Source organism: Peribacillus sp. S4 (assembly GCF_046715815.1).
Taxonomy (GTDB): Bacteria; Bacillota; Bacilli; order Bacillales; family DSM-1321; genus Peribacillus; species Peribacillus frigoritolerans.
The window spans coordinates 270,473-290,216 of record NZ_CP175708.1 but is presented as its reverse complement, the minus strand read 5'-3'; the positions used below and the strand labels follow the sequence as shown (position 1 = coordinate 290,216).

Annotated in this window: 18 protein-coding genes; 2 read left to right on the top strand and 16 right to left on the bottom strand. The window is 40.4% G+C overall.

The annotated features are described in order from the left end of the window. Positions 1-24: 24 nt before the first annotated feature. The 9 genes from ACJ9PY_RS01495 to acpS form a co-directional block, all read right to left on the bottom strand. Positions 25-1,035: a PP2C family protein-serine/threonine phosphatase gene (locus ACJ9PY_RS01495; protein WP_411739374.1), complete on the bottom strand. Its 1,011-nt coding sequence runs from the start codon at positions 1,033-1,035 to the stop codon at positions 25-27. Positions 1,036-1,044: 9 nt separating this feature from the next. After that, positions 1,045-1,446, bottom strand: coding sequence for an anti-sigma regulatory factor (locus ACJ9PY_RS01490; protein WP_053537122.1), 402 nt, complete (start codon positions 1,444-1,446; stop codon positions 1,045-1,047). A gap of 3 nt (positions 1,447-1,449) precedes the next feature. Continuing rightward, the gene (locus tag ACJ9PY_RS01485; RefSeq protein WP_048682053.1) at positions 1,450-1,806 is read right to left on the bottom strand and encodes an STAS domain-containing protein; all 357 of its coding nucleotides are present in this window, start codon (positions 1,804-1,806) and stop codon (positions 1,450-1,452) included. 2 nt (positions 1,807-1,808) lie between these two features. Next, positions 1,809-2,636: an RsbT co-antagonist protein RsbRA gene (locus ACJ9PY_RS01480; protein ID WP_106028507.1), complete on the bottom strand. Its 828-nt coding sequence runs from the start codon at positions 2,634-2,636 to the stop codon at positions 1,809-1,811. 417 nt (positions 2,637-3,053) lie between these two features. Continuing rightward, positions 3,054-3,404 carry a type II toxin-antitoxin system PemK/MazF family toxin gene (locus ACJ9PY_RS01475; RefSeq protein ID WP_034306610.1) on the bottom strand — a complete coding sequence of 117 codons (351 nt, stop codon included), beginning with the start codon at positions 3,402-3,404 and terminating at the stop codon, positions 3,054-3,056. A gap of 7 nt (positions 3,405-3,411) precedes the next feature. Continuing rightward, a complete protein-coding gene (locus tag ACJ9PY_RS01470) occupies positions 3,412-3,693 on the bottom strand; it encodes a CopG family ribbon-helix-helix protein (RefSeq protein WP_034306380.1) in 282 nt (93 codons plus the stop codon). A 148-nt stretch (positions 3,694-3,841) separates the two neighbouring features. Further along, complete coding sequence (gene alr / locus ACJ9PY_RS01465; protein WP_411739373.1) at positions 3,842-5,029, bottom strand: alanine racemase; 1,188 nt, start codon at positions 5,027-5,029, stop codon at positions 3,842-3,844. A gap of 218 nt (positions 5,030-5,247) precedes the next feature. Then, positions 5,248-6,252, bottom strand: a complete 1,005-nt coding sequence (locus ACJ9PY_RS01460; RefSeq protein ID WP_063574484.1) for a LolA family protein — start codon at positions 6,250-6,252, stop codon at positions 5,248-5,250. Between the two features lie 241 nt (positions 6,253-6,493). Further along, entirely contained in the window at positions 6,494-6,844 is a 351-nt protein-coding gene (gene acpS / locus ACJ9PY_RS01455) for a holo-ACP synthase (protein WP_053537119.1), read from the bottom strand. 107 nt (positions 6,845-6,951) lie between these two features. Here acpS and ACJ9PY_RS01450 point away from each other — a divergent pair, with 107 nt between their 5' ends. Beyond that, the gene (locus tag ACJ9PY_RS01450; RefSeq protein WP_063574485.1) at positions 6,952-7,542 is read left to right on the top strand and encodes a rhomboid family intramembrane serine protease; all 591 of its coding nucleotides are present in this window, start codon (positions 6,952-6,954) and stop codon (positions 7,540-7,542) included. Positions 7,543-7,568: 26 nt separating this feature from the next. On the opposite strand, the gene ACJ9PY_RS01445 is transcribed toward ACJ9PY_RS01450, so the two are convergent. The 3 genes from ACJ9PY_RS01445 to ACJ9PY_RS01435 form a co-directional block, all read right to left on the bottom strand. Then, the gene (locus ACJ9PY_RS01445; RefSeq protein WP_369316826.1) at positions 7,569-9,032 is read right to left on the bottom strand and encodes a PH domain-containing protein; all 1,464 of its coding nucleotides are present in this window, start codon (positions 9,030-9,032) and stop codon (positions 7,569-7,571) included. Next, positions 9,025-9,498, bottom strand: a complete 474-nt coding sequence (locus ACJ9PY_RS01440) for a PH domain-containing protein (RefSeq protein ID WP_034306614.1) — start codon at positions 9,496-9,498, stop codon at positions 9,025-9,027. Before ACJ9PY_RS01440 ends, ACJ9PY_RS01445 begins: the two co-directional genes overlap by 8 nt. Positions 9,499-9,708: 210 nt before the next feature. Then, entirely contained in the window at positions 9,709-11,208 is a 1,500-nt protein-coding gene (locus tag ACJ9PY_RS01435) for a DEAD/DEAH box helicase (protein WP_034306393.1), read from the bottom strand. 1,321 nt (positions 11,209-12,529) lie between these two features. Between ACJ9PY_RS01435 and ACJ9PY_RS01430 the strand changes: the two genes are divergently transcribed. After that, entirely contained in the window at positions 12,530-13,681 is a 1,152-nt protein-coding gene (locus tag ACJ9PY_RS01430; protein WP_411739372.1) for a PP2C family protein-serine/threonine phosphatase, read from the top strand. A 50-nt stretch (positions 13,682-13,731) separates the two neighbouring features. On the opposite strand, the gene ACJ9PY_RS01425 is transcribed toward ACJ9PY_RS01430, so the two are convergent. The 4 genes from ACJ9PY_RS01425 to ACJ9PY_RS01410 all read right to left on the bottom strand — a co-directional run bounded on the left by ACJ9PY_RS01425 (position 13,732) and on the right by ACJ9PY_RS01410 (position 19,588). Then, a complete protein-coding gene (locus tag ACJ9PY_RS01425; protein WP_145504241.1) occupies positions 13,732-15,114 on the bottom strand; it encodes a UDP-N-acetylmuramoyl-tripeptide--D-alanyl-D-alanine ligase in 1,383 nt (460 codons plus the stop codon). Positions 15,115-15,266: 152 nt separating this feature from the next. After that, positions 15,267-16,349 (bottom strand): D-alanine--D-alanine ligase, encoded by a 1,083-nt coding sequence (locus tag ACJ9PY_RS01420; protein ID WP_063574489.1) that lies wholly within the window; start codon positions 16,347-16,349, stop codon positions 15,267-15,269. A 626-nt stretch (positions 16,350-16,975) separates the two neighbouring features. After that, on the bottom strand, positions 16,976-17,758 hold the full coding sequence (locus ACJ9PY_RS01415; RefSeq protein WP_411739371.1) for a hypothetical protein: 783 nt from the start codon (positions 17,756-17,758) through the stop codon (positions 16,976-16,978). A 570-nt stretch (positions 17,759-18,328) separates the two neighbouring features. Further along, positions 18,329-19,588 carry a cation:dicarboxylate symporter family transporter gene (locus ACJ9PY_RS01410; protein ID WP_057277202.1) on the bottom strand — a complete coding sequence of 420 codons (1,260 nt, stop codon included), beginning with the start codon at positions 19,586-19,588 and terminating at the stop codon, positions 18,329-18,331. Between the last annotated feature and the right edge of the window lie 156 nt (positions 19,589-19,744).

The following is a 19,744-nucleotide window of genomic DNA, read 5'->3' as shown; positions in this document are numbered from 1 at the left end:
TATCTATACCCAGCAGAAACGATACTAAACATTTGATTTTAAAATTATTAATGTAAAATCATCCCTCAGTTGGAAGTTCTGCATTTTTTCCAATTGTTTATATATATTATTCACCATTTCCTGGGCTTGCAAATGCATATTCTTTTTAATGAGACCAATAAGCGTTTCCCTTTCTATGAACCCATCATTCGTCCGGCACTCCGTTACACCATCTGATAATAAAATGATCATGTCTCCACGATTCACCTTTTTTTCATATTGGCGATACCTTGTTTTTTTATCGACTCCAAGCAATAAGCCCTTTGCATCCAAATCGCTGAAAGTACCTGTTGCGGCATCATAGTAAAAGCCAGGTTCATGTCCGGCTGAAGCATAGGAAAATTGCCTGTCATGCGGATCATATAAACCATAGAACATCGTTATGAACATGCTTGGATCCACATTATGCTCCACAACACGGTTCAAACTCTCAAGCACACTATTCGGTTCATGACGATTCTCCGGAAGACTGTCCATCGCATATTTGATCATCGACATGCACAGCGCAGCAGGAATCCCTTTTCCAATGACATCAGCTATCCCTACCCCTATACGCTCATTTTCATCCTGGACAAAGTGATAGTAATCTCCGTTCATCTGTCTCGCCGGAACACTGATCGCTCCAATTTCAAGAGCTTTGATATCAGGAATTTCCGTTTCCAAAAGAGTATGTTGAACGTTTGCCGCGATCTCGATTTCCGTTTTCAATTCCTGCTGCTGATGTCTGAGGCTTTGATGTTCACGGTATGCAATGCCGTAGCCCATCATGACTTCTAGCAGGAAATCGAAAGAATCCAATACTTTTCTCGGTAATTCCGGGTAAAGTTCCATTAAGTTATTTTTATGCATACTGATGATTTCTTCTGGAGATATATTGTATTTGATATGTAGGCGGCTAATCTTTTGCCCTTGGTAGAGTGCCTGCTCATTTAGGTCTTTAAGATAAGTGGAAAGCGCCTCATGATACTTTTTCTCCATGTTCTCCCTAATATCCATAGTTCCCCCCTAACGGAGCCATTTCGTAGCGATGATCTTAGTCCCTTCACCTGGTATCGATTCAATATCAAAGTCATCCATTAAACGTTTGGCTCCTGGAAGGCCTGCTCCCAGCCCCCCCGATGTGGTATATCCATCTTCCATGACTCTGCGGATATCCTCAATTCCCGGCCCTTGGTCCTCTGCAATGATTTTCAATCCTGACTTCCCATTTCTATTTAGCTTTTCTATGCTAACACTGCCTTGTCCAGCATATAGGTATATGTTTCGGGCCAATTCGCTAATGGCCGTCGTGATCCTGGCCTGGTCTACAGTACCGAACCCCAACTCTTTAGCGACATTTCTTCCGAGCTGCCTTGCAGCTACGATGTCCCATTCATTTATGATTTTTACGCAGGATTGGAACTCCATTCTTTAATCCCCCAATTCCTGTTGTAATTTCTCCAGGCCTTTCTCTAAGTCTAATGCTGTCAGAACATCATCGAGACTAATTCCCAGTTCAATTAATGTTATTGCAACAGCAGGCTGGATCCCCGTAATTACAACCTTGGCCCCCATAAGCTTAGACATGCTAAAGACATCGCCCAATACCTTTGCGATAAAAGAATCAATAAAATCTATTGAGGTAATATCTATAACAACCCCATTCGCGCTTGTTTCATGAATCTTATGCAGTAAATCCTCTTGGAATTGAAGGGCTGTCACATCATCCAATTCCCACTGTATAGAGACTAACAAGCAGTCATAAAGCTTTAATATCGGAATCCTCATACTTATCCCTCCACCTTTACGATCTTTCGGCTCGTTAATTCCAACGCAACTTCTATCCCTTTTTTCAACGTATTTTTTGTAATCACTTCATTTAAATTAATTCCTAGATTAACGATGGTTTGGGCTATTTCAGGGCGAATGCCGCAAAGTATACATTTGGCGCCCACTAAGCGGACCGCTTCCGCAGCTTGAATGATATGGTGGGCAACCATGGTATCCACGACAGGCACGCCCGTTATATCAATAAGAACAACTTCAGATCTATGCTTAACCACGCCAGTCAACAGGTTTTCCATTATCTGTTTGGCACGTTCTGTATCTATCGTACCAACCAAAGGCATGACCGTAATGCCTTCCAATACAGGAATGAGCGGTGCCGAAAGTTCTTGCAACGCTATTTTTTGCATGGAAACGGTTCTTTCCCAAGTTTGAGTATATATATTGACTATTTCATTATTTATCGGTGTGGCCCATTTATCCAAATGGTTAACAAGATTGACTTGATTACCCGGTGTCACCAGACCCTTTTCCACCATTCCATTTATGACAATTAACGTGAATTTATGAAGTCCTTCATTGACGAAGGTAAGAGGCCATCCCAATTGGACGACTTTCTCGGCAAAATCTGAAAGCTTCAATGTGAATTCCTTGTTTTTACTATCAACGTTCGTGATGATCATATCTATAAATTCACTGCTCGTTTGCGTGAACATTCGATCTGAGACGACTTTAATTAATCTTTCGTCCGTACTTTCCTTCATGATGCCCATCCACTCTGTAAGGATGTAATCTTGATTTTGCTTAATAAAATCGTAAACCAATTGATTCATAATATCCTCCCATTCTAACACAATTGCTATGTTTCCCTGTCCTCGTCACAAGGATGTTAACTAACTGTAATGTTATTTCCATTTGAATTTCCTTCGAGTTTCACCACTGCACTTTTGCTTTTTTTTAGTTATTTACAACATAACTACATACCCGAAATTCAGGTAAGAAAAACATAAATTAATGAAAAGTTAGGGAGATACCATAAAAAACAATGACATTCCATCCAATATCTAACTGTATAATGTTTTTATTCGTCAAATTTTTCATATTTCCTCCCTGTTTACTTTTTGGACACATGTTTATGTTATTTCATAAAAAAAAAACACGATTCCCACAGTACAGGAATCGTGCCATCTAAATAATATCAAGAATGATTTGTATTATAATAACGCCCGGTTTAACGGGAAAAATTTTCTTTAAAACTCAATGAGGCCTAAACTTATTTGCAAAGCTTCATTGACTTTTTGCATCATCGGTTCGTCAAGATGCGTAATTTTATCAGTTAAACGCTGCTTATCGATAGTCCGGATCTGTTCTAATAAAATGACGGAATCCCGTTCGAATCCGTACTTTTTTGCATTAATCTCAACATGTGTAGGCAATTTCGCTTTTTGAATTTGAGCTGTAATGGCTGCCACGATCACAGTCGGACTAAAGCGATTACCAATATCGTTTTGTAAAATTAGTACCGGACGGGTTCCACCCTGCTCTGAACCGACTACCGGGGAAAGGTCTGCGAAGTATACGTCACCACGCTTAACAACAATCAATGGCTCAGCCTCCGCTAACTAATCGTTCAACGCAATGACCAGCCTCGAATTCAGCCTGGAAGGCTTCAGAAGCAATCGTTAAATTAATGGCCGCCATTTCAATATAACCGCGTTTCATCGATTCACGAAACTCTTTCTTTTTACGTTCGCGAAGATACATTTTTGTGGCACGATAAATAAATTCACTGCGATTCACATTTTCCTCACTCGCATACCCGTCTAACTCTGTTAAAAAATTTTGAGGTAATCGAATTAATATCTCTCTTGTTGCGCTGGATTCAGACACAAACATACACCTCCACCATCACTACACACCTTTATTATATATCCTTTTCAATATTACCATTAAAATGCCTATCTGCAAAGAGTATATTCTATTATCAGCATAATAAAGGAAATCTTATTCACAATCTTAGGATTTTTTTACAATCCGCTCATTCCAAAATGAAGTTGCGTACATGATTCACCTGATTGTCTTTCAAATATATGCGGGGCACTCTTGCTCCTATCATGCATGTCACCTCATAGTTGATCGTTTCCAGTTTTGCCGCTATCTCATCGACAGTAATCGATTCATCCCCATCATTCCCGATTAATGTGACCACAGTTCCTACAGGGTATGGTCCAGGCAGCTTGATCATGCATTGATCCATGCAAATCCTCCCGACTATGGGCACTCTTTTTCCATCCACAAGAACTTCCTGACCTTGCAGCTTACGGATCCAGCCGTCAGCATATCCGATTGGCAAAGTTCCAATCCATTCATCACCTTCAGCCGTATAAGTCGCTCCATAGCTAACACTTTCACCCTTAGCAAGCTGTTTAACCGCGACCATCTCCGTTCTCAATGATATAGCCTGTTTTAATGGAAATGGCAATATCGGCTTCATCTCCATGGAAGGACTCAAACCATACATGGAAATCCCCATTCTTACTGCATTCCATTCTGAATCGGTGAACCTTAGAGAAGCTGCACTATTGGCTGCATGAACATATTCCGGCTTTCCCGTCAATTCGGAAAGCATCCCTTTAAAAAAGGCAAGCTGCTTTTCATATAAGTCCGTCTTCATTTCATCCGCAGTCGCGAAATGAGTGAATATCCCTTGGAAATTGAAACAAGTTTCCCTCTTAAGCAAACTTTCCACTTTCATGAGTTGACCTTTATCTCGAATGCCGATTCTCCCCATGCCGCTATCCACTTTTACATGGATTTGCAAAACTTGTCCCGGTTTCAACAAATCCTTCGCCTTCTCCAACCATGCTTCATCGAAAACCGTCACGGAAATACCATGCTCGGCAGCAAGCGCTGCACTTTCAGGCCTAGAAGCCCCAAGGACAAGAATCGGAGCCAATATACCTTTATTCCTTAAGGCAAGAGCCTCATCCAAAAAAGCTACACTTAAAAAATCCGCCCCCGCATCAAGCGCCGTTTTAGCCACTTCATAGTCCCCGTGGCCATAAGCATTGGCTTTGACGACAGCGAAAAGACTAACGCCATTTTTCAGACTTTTTTTCATTGAAGAGATATTTTCAAAAATATTATCCAAATTTACTTCTGCCCACGTATCTCGATGAAATACTTTTGTTTCCAAGACCTTTTCCTTCTTTCCTATACTCACCATAAGATTCTTCCCAGTAGCGAAGTTTTCGTTTCATTATAGGACCATTCTATAACCAACCGCTAGAAAGATAAAGTGCTTTTTCACCTTGATCCTCATTCCCGGCTGCCAGCCTAAATCAAATAATGGGTTAAAAAAGGTCAACAAGCCGCTTCCCCGCCTATCCTTCCCAGAAGAAAACCTTCGTAAGGAGACGGGAAACATCAGCTTGTTATGTAATCCTATTTGACTGGATCTTCCCCAACCGAACGGGCGACTTCTATCATCTCTTGCTGTGACAAATCCTTTGATGCTAGCATGTAATCGACACCTTCAAAAGTCCATGCAATCGTATTTCCCGTCATGGCCCCGACAGTATAACCCAAATCAACAGGTTCTCCATTCACATTCGTCGAAACGGAAGTTTGGACTACCTCAGCTTTTTCCTGAACTAATGTAAAACTTTTTGTACCCTCATAGGTCAAAACGACACGTTCTCCCTTTTCCGTCGTAATTTCTTTTTCTTCCGTTAAATTCATATCGCCAATATTTTCAGGGTATTTCACTGCAAACCCCTCATTTTGGACTTCTGCCATAACGGGAGCTTCAAGTTGTGCACTTGTCATGTTTTTCTTCATGTCAAATGAATCTTTATCAAAACTCGTATCGAATTTTACTTTTGAGAATTCAACAAGAACCAAAGCGGTCCTATCAGGGTCCATGACTTTTACACTGACTGGGGATAAATCCTTTTTGTTTATAGTAATCTCTTGATATGGCAACATTTTATTGTTTTGGTAGCGCGTTTTCGTTTCAAAGACATAGTGTTTATCCGTTTCTTTATATGTTGCACTTTTATCTTCCGTAATGTCTTTCACCAACGACTCGAACAAATAGGCCTGACTGCTGTTCTCCGGCCACTCGCTTTGAAATTTAAAACTTTTATTCAAAGCAGGCGTCAAAACGTATACACCATCATCATTTTTCAAAATCATCTGGCTTTGATCTTTCTCTTCATTTTTCAGATTCACGCGGTAAAAAGAAGGGTCCTTATGCCAAATCTCCACATTATACACTTGAGGTTCCGTCCCCATCTTTAATGTCATCTTCGCGTTAGCTTTATATCCTTTCATTTCACCAAGCTTCTCATTCAATTCACTAACTACGTCACTCTGCGATTTTTGGCCGCAAGCAGAAAGAGCAAGCAAGAGCATGATCCCTGCAAAAAGCATTACCATCTTCTTCATCTTTTCAACCCCTTTTTGTCATTTGAACGTAAAAGGGAGAGGAAAAGGCAGGATCCGGACATTGGCTCGACTGATGTCTTAGATTCCTCAGTATTTTAGACAGGACCATTCTCGATCCGGCTAAAAACTTTTCGAGAGCACCTACTCTGCCATGTACCTTTTACCGGGCCTTGTCTCCCTATAGCACTAAATGTATATGAGACAACCTTAAGGTTTATGACCCGATTGGACAAAACTCCATTCACCCTTCAATTACGACTTGAGCAACCGCGTAATCCCTGCTATGGCTAATCGAAAGATGGACCCCTTCAGAAAACGGCTTTGAAATCACCGGCTTTCCTTTATCATCCGAGATGATTTCAATATCCAAAAAGGATAAGTGCTTACCGATCCCTGTACCGTTCGCTTTTGAAAATGCCTCCTTAGCTGCAAAACGGCCAGCAAAATACTCGACCTTCCTTCTTCCATTTAACTTTTCGAAAATCAAGATTTCACTTTCCGTCAATATACGCTCCTTTAAACGGGGTTGCCGATTAATCAATGTTTCCATTCTATCCAACTCAGTAATGTCCACGCCTATGCCTTTAATCACTTTGACACCTCTTCTATTAATTTAATAAGTTGCATATCATTAGGAGGACTCTTTTACATGAAAATGATAATATTGTATCCAATTAAAAACGATATAAGGAGGAATTTATGTTTACAAGAACAGAAAGCTTCCGCGAATATGCAAATTCTTATCGAGCTGTAACTGTGCTCATACTCATTATGATGCTTGTATTCGTTCTCGTCCTTTTCCCCGTACTTCCCGGAAATGTACTCTTTTATTATGGCACCGGTGTGAATTTATACATCGCTGATGGACAATGGTGGCGTTTGATCACCCCCATCTTTCTACATAGCACGTTTACACATTTACTGTTTAATGGATTCTCACTTGCCATCTTTGGTCCATTCCTGGAGAAGTTACTTGGAGCCTTCAAGTTTTCAATTTTCTTTTTATCGACAGGGATCCTTGCCAATATCGCAACCTTCCTGATTAACCCACTGACATATAATCACGTAGGTGCCAGCGGAGCAATTTTTGGTTTACTCGGATTCTTTCTATATCTTGTACTGTTCAATAAAACCAATTTTACGAACAACGAAAGAAATACAGTATATACATTGACCGGAATTGCCCTTATCATGACTTTCATCCAACCGCAGATAAACGTTGTCGGTCATTTGGCTGGAATGGCAACCGGCTTTTTAACCGCTCCATTATTTCTAAGAAAAAAATGGTAGGCCAAACAGCCGACTCTTCCTTTCAATCATTGGGAGTCGACTGCTTTTTCAGGTAAATACCATGATTTAATTATTAGGCAATCCTTTTCTTCCATATCAGCAACCATACCGACCCGGGAGGTAATTCCTGATTTAATCGATGCTGTAATGGTGGCTAATTCTTTTCGATTCTGAAACCAGCTTTTTTTATATGTGATTGATTGAATTCTGCTTCTCTGCATGATCAATGTTTGCTTCGTGAAAAAACGGCTGCTCAATAGTAATAAATTCCCTTCTATGCTCCAACCTGCATCTCTATATTGCATGTATGCCCAAAAAATCGCCAACGGTACAAGCAAGAAGGAAAGATAACCCCAAGGTCTGAAAAACCATACCAAGGCACCGACGATCGGGATAAGGTATAGAAACTTTCGAAACACATACCTGGAAAGTGCACGCTTGGGTATTGGTTTCATCTTCGTATCCGTTTCATAAACCGGTAAAATTTCCAGGATTTTTCCCTGTAAATGCTTCTTTCTGATTAAAGGGAACAGCATGATGGAAAGACTTTCTTTATCTTCCATGCTCCCTCCCGCATATTCAATATAAACCGTCGCCAATCCCAATGGCTTTCGAATTAAATTCTCCATGATCCGGATACCTTGAATTTTATGGATAGGGATTGTCAGCCGTCTTTTCTCGAGAAGCCCCCTGGAAATAACGATCTCCTCATCCGTTTTTATCACGGTAAAGGAAGCGTATTTAATTACCATACTTAATGTGGCCAGCACATAAACCGCCAATAAAGCCACAAGGGCAAACAAGGTCAGAATGAAGGTCCCCATTTCAATAAAATCTTCATAATCCTTAAATATTCTCTGAAAAGGTATCATTTCATCGAACTGTGAAATAAAAGCGACTGCCCCGGATAGGAAGACACCTACCGCTCCCGAAGTGGCAGCCATAGCGAATAACTGCGGCAGTGTCTGCTTAAAAACGGAAGATGATTTTGCAACAATTTCATTATCCGCGACTTCATCTTTATCCCTATCAAATGGGTTATACGCATTTTTTCCCTCACTTATATAAGCATTGATTCGATCCGCATCACTTTTCCTTATGGCTGATAATACGGCATCCGCCTGAGACCCGCCTGCCGTTTCAATATTCAGCTTCACCAGGCTGAATACCCTCTGGATGATGCCCTCTGATATATCTATGCTATGAATCCGATCAAACTTTATATACCGTTTCTTCCTTACGAAAACCCCGGACTCAATTCTGAATTCTCCCTCTTCGATCCGATATGTAAAGCGTAACCATTGCAAGAAAGCATTCCCTATAATCAAAAGTATAATAATGGCAATGACCAGCGGTTGTATCCATCCGGGAATTCCTTCATTCTTCCCAGGAATGACGACCACTAATAAAAAAGGGATGACTAACTCCTTAATCGATTTAATGATGTTAAGCATTACAGCTATGGGGTGAAGCCTTTTAGGATCAGACATCTTCTTCCTCCACACTTGCCATTCTCGAAATATAATGCCGCAATTCATCCGCCTCTGCAAGGTCCAAGGCAGGGATAACATGAAGAGTCGCTGCAGTGGAAATTTCAACGGAGGCTAAATCGTATTTTCTTAATAATGGCCCTTGCTTCGTTTCAACATGCTGAACCCTTATCATGGGTATGAGTGTTCTTTTAATGATGAAAATACCACTTTGGATATCAATTTCAGTATTTCTTACTTCGTAACGCCACCTCTTCCATTTAACGGACGGAATCAGAAAGATGGCCAGATAGGATTGGATTGTCGAAATTAGGACCAACGCGCCAATCACCCAATATGTCCAATCAAAAATGATTGTAAGCACGAGTACGGCGATGCTTATAATCCAGGTTATTGAACAGCTTATAAGACCACTGATTTTCCATACGGTTAAGGCCTTATTCGATATACGATTTTCAGGTTCCATGTGCTTCTCCTCTTCCGGACAGGTAATGCTAATTGAATCATCATCATCCACCCTTGCTTTCATCCATTATACTATATTTAAATACTGGAAATTAACCCCTTTTCAAACAAAGGCTGTGGGCATTCCATCCAAAAACCGCGGATACCTTACATGAAGAAGTTGGTGATGCACAAAAAAATGCCGCTCAAATGAGCGGCATTCCCAATTCAATTAAATCTTATTAGTTTTTTCTCTTTTTTGGCTCGTGCTGCGGTTTCCGTAACCATTCGATTTACGGTTCGTGCTTGGGCGTTTCCCTGATCCGCTGCCGTAATCTTTTCTGCCTGAAGAACTGCGGCCATTGCGCTGTCTGTTGCCAGAAGAACTGCTTCCTCCGCGATTGCGACGCATTGGAGACGGAGATTCTTCCGTTAACTTGATAGGCGTTTGATCCGGTTCTTTTGTCATTGATTTAAGCATGGCTGCAACTAAATCCGCTGCGCTATGTTTTTGTAATAATTCTTCCGCTTGACCAAGGTATAAAGTTAAATCCTCATTCTCGATTGTATTAAGGATTTTTTCCGTTACTGCTTTTTGTTGACCTTCCAACGCTTCAGTTAACGTAGGAGTCTTAAGTTTCTCCATACGTTTTTTCGTTGTATGTTCAACTGCATGCAGTTGGCCTCTTTCTCTTGGTGTTACAAACGTAATGGCTATACCATGTTTACCCGCACGTCCTGTACGTCCAATACGGTGAACGTAGCTTTCCGGATCTTGAGGGATATCAAAGTTGTATACGTGAGTAACGCCGGAAATATCAAGTCCACGTGCAGCAACATCAGTAGCAACGAGTACATCGATGCTGCCGTCTTTAAACTTTTTCAAAACAGAAAGGCGTTTTGCCTGACTAAGGTCACCATGAATGCCCTCAGCCATATAACCGCGGATATTCAATGCAGATGCCAATTCATCGACACGGCGTTTCGTACGTCCGAAGACGATGGCAAGATCCGGTGTTTGAATATCGAAAAGGCGTGCAAGTGTATCGAATTTTTCACTTTCTTTTAACTCCAAGTAATATTGTTCGATACGATCCACTGTCATTTCTTTTGCTTTTACACGTACAAGAACTGGTTCCCGCATGAATCTTTCAGCAATTTTACGGATCGGATCAGGCATTGTAGCTGAGAAAAGCAATGTTTGCCTTTCGTCAGGAACCGTTGAAAGGATCAATTCGATATCCTCAATGAATCCCATGTTAAGCATTTCATCCGCTTCATCAAGAACTACAGTGTGAACTCCGCCTAATTTAATATTTTTACGTTTGATGTGGTCTAAAAGACGACCTGGCGTACCAACGATAATATGTGGTTTTTTCTTTAAAGCACGGATTTGGCGGTCGATGTCTTGTCCACCATAAACAGCAAGTACACGAGCGCGTTTTCCGTAACCAAGCTTGAAAAGTTCCTCGGAAACTTGAATGGCAAGCTCACGTGTAGGTGCAATGACAATCCCTTGCACGTTTTCGTTATTAATATCGATGTTTTCCATCAATGGAATACCGAATGCTGCTGTTTTACCTGTTCCCGTTTGCGCTTGACCAATGATATCTTTACCTTCAAGTGCTAGAGGTATCGTTTGGGATTGAATCGGGCTCGCTTCTTCAAATCCCATTTTTTCTATTGATTTCATGGACGTTCTATCTAATCCTAATTCGCTAAACAATGTCAATGTTTTCGTACTCCTTTTTATATCGTAAATTTACACGTGCATTCATGGATCATGCACAGATGTTTTAGTTCAAATCCTCATCATCATGACGGATGTTCTTCTTTATCTCTTATAAAAAGTTTATCATTATCACCTAAAAGTATGTCTGCCTTTTAGTTCAAATGAACTCAATATGATTTTTTAAAAAGGAAATATACCAGTACGGACATTCACTGGCATTTTTAACTTCGCGCACGTGTAGACTTATCATTAACCTACGCTCATCTTTTTAAAAGTACATGTAACCAAAATTAAATTCAATATGGAAAATTAAAAGTAGCATAAACGGGTGTTTCACCGTTTTATTCAGGTGAGGGCTGCTGCACCTATTATTCATCAGACTTAAAAAGACTGTATGAACAAAACTTGACGAGAGCCAAGATTCTTATACAAAACAGGCCCGGTGCGTTGAGGATTTGCAGAAGTGGAAAAGCGCTTAAATGCGGCTTGATTCCCTAATAGCTACTAAAGCCGCCAAGAGATGCAGCTTTTATATATGACCAGACGCGAGGCCTATTTAATCTAAAATAATCTCAAGAATGAACTCATGAAACATGTAAGAACATACAATTTTGTTGCCTCAACCTGATTAATTTTAAATAATCATCAATGATAAGACATTTAAACTCATACTCATATTACCATTTTCAAACTGTTAATGCAATAAAGGATATCGCCCATTCAGAGTTACTAAAAACTTTAGACAGTTTCAAAAATGAAAAAATTAGTCATTTCTTCCTGTTAAATATGCAGCCGTTACACTTTTGAGTAAGAATATCGCTTGTTCATTCAATAATGGGTTAAAAAAAACACATGGACTGATTATTTCATCAATAGGATCACCGTTTTACTATATCCATTTATGCGTAAGTGGATTCAAACTTAGACAAATTCGAAGAAAGCGAGTTTTTCTACAGTTTTTTATTTAAAAACCGTTCCAGTGGCTTCAGAAATCCAATTAGGAGGATTTCACAAAACCGGAACCTAGTCCTGTTAAAATCATGGTTCGGGATGAGAACATCCCGGCCAAAACGAACATCCATTTATATATGATATGAGTTTAAATCAAATAGTTTCAACAAACCTTTTTAGGAAGGATTAAAATCTAACGATACCCCCCTTCCACGATTACCCCCGTTGGAGGAAAGGGCTTATCATGAATGAATTTCCAGGTATATGGAATCATTAATTTTTCGAAAATTTCATCTTTTTGTGTAAAAATTATAGTAAATTAGTCTAAATGCAGTATGATTGACCTATCAACAAATCAACGGGGGGTTATATGAACATATTCACAATAGATGTTCCTTTATGTAAGGATTTTGGTCGAATCTTAAAGAAAATGAACAAGAAAGTCACTTTTTTGGAGGATCCACTCAATCAAAGTCATCTATTCGAAGATTCATCGGACTTAATGAAATCATTATTTATTTTGCCTTTGCACATATCAACAGATTCTTGGCAGCAAACTTCTTTATTTGCCTTAGCTGAATCTCACGAAATCCCTATCTTATTCATTTACAAACGCGCTTTAGGAATGGAGCCCCCTCATGCCTTACCGGAAAAGACCTTTTATGAAACCATGGCAGTCCCTGCCGATTCAGTAGAAGTCCGGATTAAATTAAAGTCACTCAAAAACATCAGCATGCAATTGTTTTCGGCAAAAAAGAAGGGGCAAGAGCTTGAAAAGATACACCAAAAATCAGCAAGGAGCCTGCGAATTGCAAAGGGGATTCAACTTTCAAGTTTACCTTTGTCGATCAATAATGAAGATATAGAGGTCAAAGGCCTTTTTCAGCCTTCGAGTGAGCTTTCTGGGGATTTATTTTACTGGGCGGAGGTCGGCGACAGGATATACGGCTTCATCATGATCGATGTATTTGGAAAAGGCATCCACACAGCACTTATAAACATGTCCATAAGGACTTTGATGCCCGACCTTATCAAACGGGTAAAAGACCCCATTTACATAACAGAGGAACTGGGCAAACATATTCGGGACCTATTTCAAGGAGTTAATCGGGAAAACAAAAAACATGCTCGTATTACAGCCTTCATCGCATACGTGAATACAAAGGATCGACTCATCGAATATGTGAACTACGGACTTCCTTCGGCCTTTTTGTATTCCCCATGCACCAATCAAATTCTCAACTTAAACGAAGGGGCCACACCAAGCGGACTGATCCCCGAATTGCCCATAAAAAAAATAGTCTTTCATTATGAACCAGGAAGCCGTTTCATCATCTATACAGACGGACTGTCTAAAACGCCCACACCTTCCGCCATTGACCGATCTGACAATATCGAGAGGGAATTCATTGAAAATGTCCATCTCGATACAAATGACCTTCTTCAGGAGCTATTGGTCTCAAGGATGAGGCATTCAGTGATTAACGATGACATCTGCATTATAGCCGGGACACTTTTTTAAAGACAATAAAAAAGGCCGTTTCAAAAAAGAAACGGCCTTTTCATTATTTTTTATTTTTGTAGAGCTTGAACGACTTCCTCCAGCTTCATGCCCCTGGAAGCTTTAACAAGTATGATGTCATTTTCCTGTGTGGACGACTTAAGTTCCTCTATAAGCTCCTGCTTATCTTGAAAAGGGCGAACCTGCTCCGATGAAAAGGACTTGCTCGCTCCCTTGGCAATAAACTCGGCTAAAGGACCATATGTGAAAATCTTATCAATCCGCTCATTGGAAATCAATTCACCAATTTTTGTATGAAAGTCTTTTTCCTGCGGCCCTAACTCCAACATATCTCCCAATACAAGGATCTTATTCTCGAATCCAGATAAGCCCTCAACCAACTCCACTGCCGCCTTGACTGAGGTTGGACTGGCATTATATGCATCATTGATGATTTTCTGCCCTTTTGCGCCTTCAACCAATTCCATCCTCATATTAGTTAACTGAATGGTCGATAGGCCTTTACGGATCGAAGAATCATCCACATTGAATTCTTTAGCAACCAAGATGGCCGCCAACGCATTAAGAACATTATGATGACCTAACACAGGTATCTCATAACCGATCTCCTTATCACCGCTTGCGATGGTAAACGTGGTACTGTCCGCCCCTTGGCTGATGGCCTGTGGATATAAATCATTTTCTTCCGTACGTCCAAAAGATATTACGTTTAAATCAGGAAAATCCTTTTTGATCCGATTGCGAAGCAATGGTTCATCACCATGATATATCAGCGTTCCATCTTTCGCCAAACCTTCGACAATTTCCAACTTCGCATTCGCGATTTCCTCGCGTGATCCTAAATCCAATAAGTGTGATTCACCGATATTGGTAATGATCGCTACATCAGGCTTTGCCATTTTGGATAAGAACTCGATTTCACCGCGGCTGCTCATCCCCATTTCCAAAACAGCCGCTTCCGTATCCTGTGCCATAGAAAGTATCGTTAGCGGCAAACCTAAATGATTATTGAAGTTTCCATTGGTTTTATGAACCTTATAGGCAGTTGCCAGCAGCGCAGCGGTCATATCTTTCGTAGTGGTCTTACCATTGCTCCCTGTTATCCCAATGACCTTTATATTCAACTCCTGGCGGTAAGAACGCGCCAATTGTTGAAGTGCTTTCTCAGTGTTTTCGACAATGATTATCGGTAAATCATCAGGAGGATTCGGAACATCCCTTTGCCAAAAGGAAGCTGCAGCCCCTTGCGCTAAAGCCTGCTTGACATACTCATGGCCGTCAACCTTCTCTCCCTTAAGCGGAATGAACAAACATCCTTCCTTGATCGTTCTTGAATCGATGGTAACCCCATTAATTCCTTTGGACTGGAATGGACTGATATCATTCAATCCCTCTGCCATTTCATGTACTTGTTTTAACGTTCTCTTTATCATTTTGTTCCTCCTACATTCATCGAACCGTTAATCGCTCTCCGTTAACCAAACGAAGCAGAAACCAGTTTAAATCGCACCGGTTCCTGCTGATTGGAATCCATCAAATCAAGGCATGATGGATTGTGGAGTTTACTGATACTTTACCTGCATGATCAAACTGTATATTTGATTTGTTGTTTTTCCTGATGACGTTCCAAGGCAAGTTTCACGAGTGTTTCAATTAACGCTGGATAGTCGACACCTGTGTGCTTCCACAATAACGGAAACATGCTGAAAGGAGTAAACCCAGGCATTGTATTCACTTCATTAATATAGATTTGCCCCTCATGCGTCAAGAAGAAATCTGCGCGGACCAATCCAGAGCAATCCAATGACTTAAAGGCAGTAATGGCCATTTCGGATAAAGCTGCATACTCGCTTTCCGTTATCTCCGCCGGAATGACCATCGCTGAATTACCGTCTACATATTTTGCTGAATAATCATAGAAGGCAAAATCTTTCTTAGGGATGATCTCGCCTGCCACTGAACAAGACGGTTCATCATTACCAAGAATACCAAACTCGAGTTCACGAGCAATGACCCCTTCTTCAATGATGATCTTCCGATCGAATTGAAAAGCTTCCGCTACCGCTTTTTCCAGTTCATCAGCATCATTACATTTGCTGATACCGACACTTGAACCTAAATTGGCAGGTTTGACAAAACAAGGGTACCCCAATTCATCCGCTACCTTTTTGATGGCACTTTCAGTATTCTTCTCCCATTCGGAACGAATGAACCAAGTGTATTTCACTTGAGGAAGTCCTGCCTGGGCAAAAATGTTTTTCATGATGACCTTATCCATTCCTGCTGAAGAAGCTAAAACGCCATTCCCTACATAAGGAAGGTTCAACAGTTCCAGCATCCCTTGTACGGTTCCATCTTCTCCATTCGGTCCGTGAAGCAATGGGAAAATTACATCATACCCTGTTGATTCACTATCTTCATCAGTTGAATGTGCTTGCAAGGCAAGAGGCGAGCTCGATTTTTCCGGTGAAAATGTCAAAGCCTCCACATTCTCGGCAGGACCTGTTAACTTTGGTCCATTAATCCATGAACCATCTTTTGTTATGTAAATCGGATATATATCAAACTTTGCTAAATCGAGAGCTTTAATGACCGCTAAAGCCGTCTGCATAGAAACCTCATGCTCCGCAGATTTTCCACCATAAAGCAAACCAAGTTTAGTTTTCATGAGTTATTACCCTCCAATATTCTTTTAACCATGTTCATTGTATCACTTTACACTAAAACGGATAAAGCGAAACTTCCATCATTGTGGCTTTTCCAATGATTACTATTCTGCAGAACACAGGATAAAACCGCCACATCCTGTGGCAACTCCTGTGCTAGCACATCCTGTGCGGCGCAATCGGGCATTTACAGGCTGTTGGCTCACCACATTTCTTTTTCATTACATTTATCATCAGGCTTCCTTACAGCCTGTTAATGCGGGGTAAAGCGAAACTTCCATCATTGTGGCTTTTCCAATGATTACTATTCTGCAGAACACAGGATAAAACCGCCACATCCTGTGGCAACTCCTGTGCTAGCACATCCTGTGCGGCGCAATCGGGCATTTACAGGCTGTTGGCTCACCACATTTCTTTTTCATTACATTTATCATCAGGCTTCCTTACAGCCTGTTAATGCGGGATAAAGCGAAACTTCCATCATTGAGGCTTTTCCAATGATTACTATTTTGCAGAACACAGAATAAAGCCGCCACATCCTGTGAACACCTCTACGTTTCCCTCTCTTATCTTTTATGCATGAGACGGTAAGTCTTACACCTAAAAAGTTCAAAGACTTCAAATAAAATCAGGAGGATGGTGTATTTTTAATAACGCTTTCCCAAATCTTCTCTTTTCGATTGAAGATAATAAATGCATCGGGCTCCTTACTATCTCTATCCGAAAAGGAATCATGCATTTCATCCATGTTTAAATAATCCCCTACGACCCATGCCGGTATCTCAATTTTCGTTCTAGTATACTTAACATCCCGAAAGGAAAAAACGAGCCCCTCTGCCAGAATATGAGCCAAGGAAACGATGATTTCTGCAGGAATCGCCGTCAGCTCTTTTTTCTTTCTGATTCCAAGCCACGTCCTCTCTACTTTTAACGGCTCCAGCTTTAGCGGAATCAGACTTCCTAACATCATATAATATGTCGAAAGAGAACGAAAATAAATTTTATTGAACCAGCCATCATCCTGGGCAAGGTACACAAATTGGTTATTCAATTTACGGAAAAACGGGGGATCCAGATGGGTTTTAGCGTGTCCTAAATATAAAAGTTCCGCTATTTCCCTTCCATCCAATTCATCCAGCACTTCCGCTTCTTCAAAATCAATCCAACAGAAATCTCCATATGCCCGGACATTTTCTTTAACGAGCTTCGCAATAGCTTCAGATGAAGCGCTCTCAAGCAGGACATTCAAATTGTATTCCCCTCCATCGAATTGATGTTTCAATAATAAGATCGAATCCAAGGTATACGGAAGCGAATTGACGAATTCACGAAAATTGAGTCCATTAAAAAGGACAAAGCGTTCGGAAGCCTGCATATACATGTATAAGATATCATTACTTTCATTCTTCATAACCTGACCCCCTCCGAGCTCTCAATCAATAATGTTATTTTATCAAACTTTTGGAGTTTCACGTAAGTTATATAACCCCAATATTAATCATCATCATCTGCATCAGGTAAATAACATGAATCAAAATCCATATTAACCAATAGGAAAAAATATAGGATTCGAAGAATGGATCATATATGGTTTTATCACTCATTCACTCATTTCATAGGGCCGCTTCCCTTTTTGCTGATGCTTCCCCAACTCAAAATGACCGACATTAGCTTTGAAACAAATTAACGTATTTTAAAGCCGGAAGGTAGTTTCATTTCACAACACATGACCTTCTGGGCCGAGAGGAAATGATTTGGTTTTAGGGTAAACAAGATGAAAGGCTTTATGAATTTGGGGGCATTTTGACATCCGGGAAGACGCGTCAAGAAGGTAGTTTCCTCCATAAAACAATTCAACTTGAAGTGCTTGAGTATCTCTAAGGAAGCGGAGTTTACAGTCATCGAGAAATAAGAAAGCGCTATCTCATTCAAAAAATAAATAAAAAAATCCAGAGTGACATTTCACTCTGGATTTTTTATATTAAGAAACTTGCTCTAACTCTTTTTTGGAAGGAGGGTTGAATTGACCTTCCCATTTAGAGATGACGATTGCCGCAAGTGAATTACCGATAACGTTTACCACTGTACGTCCCATATCAAGAATACGGTCGATACCGGCAATAAATGCTAGACCTTCAATAGGAATACCGACAGTTCCCAATGTCGCTAAAAGCACTACGAAAGATACACCTGGTACACCCGCAATCCCCTTGGACGTGATCATTAACACTAGCATCAGCGTAATTTGCTCATACGCGCTTAAATCGATTCCGTACATTTGAGCGATGAAGATAGCTGCTAACGCTTGGTATAATGTAGAACCATCAAGGTTAAAGGAGTATCCAGTCGGAATAACAAATGTAGCAATATGTTTTGGACATCCCGCTTTCTCCATTTTTTCCATGAGTTTCGGAAGAACCGCTTCTGAACTTGCAGTAGAGAAAGCAAGAATCAATTCTTCTTTTAGAAGTTTAATCAGCGTAAAGATATTGAATCCGACAAATTTCGCAATAAGACCAAGAATGACTATTACAAAGAAAATCATTGTTCCGTATACAGAAAGCGCTAACTTTCCTAGCGGAATTAAAGATTCCAAACCGAACTTGGAGATCGTCACACCGATTAGTGCAAATACACCGATAGGAGCGAATTTCATGACCATGTTAGTTAGGTAGAACATTCCTTCAGCTGTACCTTGGAAGAAGCGGAATACTGGTTTACCCTTTTCACCGATGGCTGCAATACTAAGCCCAAACAACACGGAGAAGAAAATGATCGCTAGCATATCGCCTTGTACCATAGCTTGGACTGGATTGGATGGTACAATGTGAACGAGTGTATCCACGAACGATTCATGCTGCTTAGTTTCTGCTGTATCAACATACGTAGAAATATCAGTTTGTTCCAGCTTATCCATATTCACACCAGCACCAGGCTGGATGATATTCGCTGAAATTAAACCAACAGCAATCGCTATCATAGTTACGACAACAAAGTATGATAATGATTTAGCACCTAGTTTACCTACCGCTTTCAAATCACCTACACCAGCAACTGCAACGATAAGGCTTGAAACGATGATCGGCACTACAATCATTTTAATCATTCGTAGGAAAATGTCTCCGAATGGCTGTAAAAAGTTTTGGGCCGTCTCATTACCATAAAAAATGGCACCAACGATAATCCCTAGAATTAAACCAATGAAAATTTGGCTAGCTAAACTTAGTTTGAATTTCTTCATTTACTTTCCTCACCTTCCATAAAGTCTTTGATGCAAAAACATTTTTGTCTCGGTAAGGGAAACAAGATACTAATAAAAGAAAGTAATTTTTCTTTTTTGAAAAACTCTGTCTTTACGCCGAAAAAAAAGACACTTCATGTGTCGATTTCTTATAGG

Bases quoted from the DNA above. Each gene is read 5' to 3' on its own strand.
- ACJ9PY_RS01495 (WP_411739374.1), bottom strand. From the start codon at position 1,035: ATGGATATTAGGGAGAACATGGAGAAAAAGTATCATGAGGCGCTTTCC.
- ACJ9PY_RS01490 (WP_053537122.1), bottom strand. From the start codon at position 1,446: ATGGAGTTCCAATCCTGCGTAAAAATCATAAATGAATGGGACATCGTA.
- ACJ9PY_RS01485 (WP_048682053.1), bottom strand. From the start codon at position 1,806: ATGAGGATTCCGATATTAAAGCTTTATGACTGCTTGTTAGTCTCTATA.
- ACJ9PY_RS01480 (WP_106028507.1), bottom strand. From the start codon at position 2,636: ATGAATCAATTGGTTTACGATTTTATTAAGCAAAATCAAGATTACATC.
- alr (WP_411739373.1), bottom strand. From the start codon at position 5,029: ATGGTGAGTATAGGAAAGAAGGAAAAGGTCTTGGAAACAAAAGTATTT.
- ACJ9PY_RS01460 (WP_063574484.1), bottom strand. From the start codon at position 6,252: ATGAAGAAGATGGTAATGCTTTTTGCAGGGATCATGCTCTTGCTTGCT.
- ACJ9PY_RS01450 (WP_063574485.1), top strand. From the start codon at position 6,952: ATGTTTACAAGAACAGAAAGCTTCCGCGAATATGCAAATTCTTATCGA.
- ACJ9PY_RS01445 (WP_369316826.1), bottom strand. From the start codon at position 9,032: ATGTCTGATCCTAAAAGGCTTCACCCCATAGCTGTAATGCTTAACATC.
- ACJ9PY_RS01440 (WP_034306614.1), bottom strand. From the start codon at position 9,498: ATGGAACCTGAAAATCGTATATCGAATAAGGCCTTAACCGTATGGAAA.
- ACJ9PY_RS01430 (WP_411739372.1), top strand. From the start codon at position 12,530: ATGAACATATTCACAATAGATGTTCCTTTATGTAAGGATTTTGGTCGA.
- ACJ9PY_RS01425 (WP_145504241.1), bottom strand. From the start codon at position 15,114: ATGATAAAGAGAACGTTAAAACAAGTACATGAAATGGCAGAGGGATTG.
- ACJ9PY_RS01420 (WP_063574489.1), bottom strand. From the start codon at position 16,349: ATGAAAACTAAACTTGGTTTGCTTTATGGTGGAAAATCTGCGGAGCAT.
- ACJ9PY_RS01415 (WP_411739371.1), bottom strand. From the start codon at position 17,758: ATGAAGAATGAAAGTAATGATATCTTATACATGTATATGCAGGCTTCC.
- ACJ9PY_RS01410 (WP_057277202.1), bottom strand. From the start codon at position 19,588: ATGAAGAAATTCAAACTAAGTTTAGCTAGCCAAATTTTCATTGGTTTA.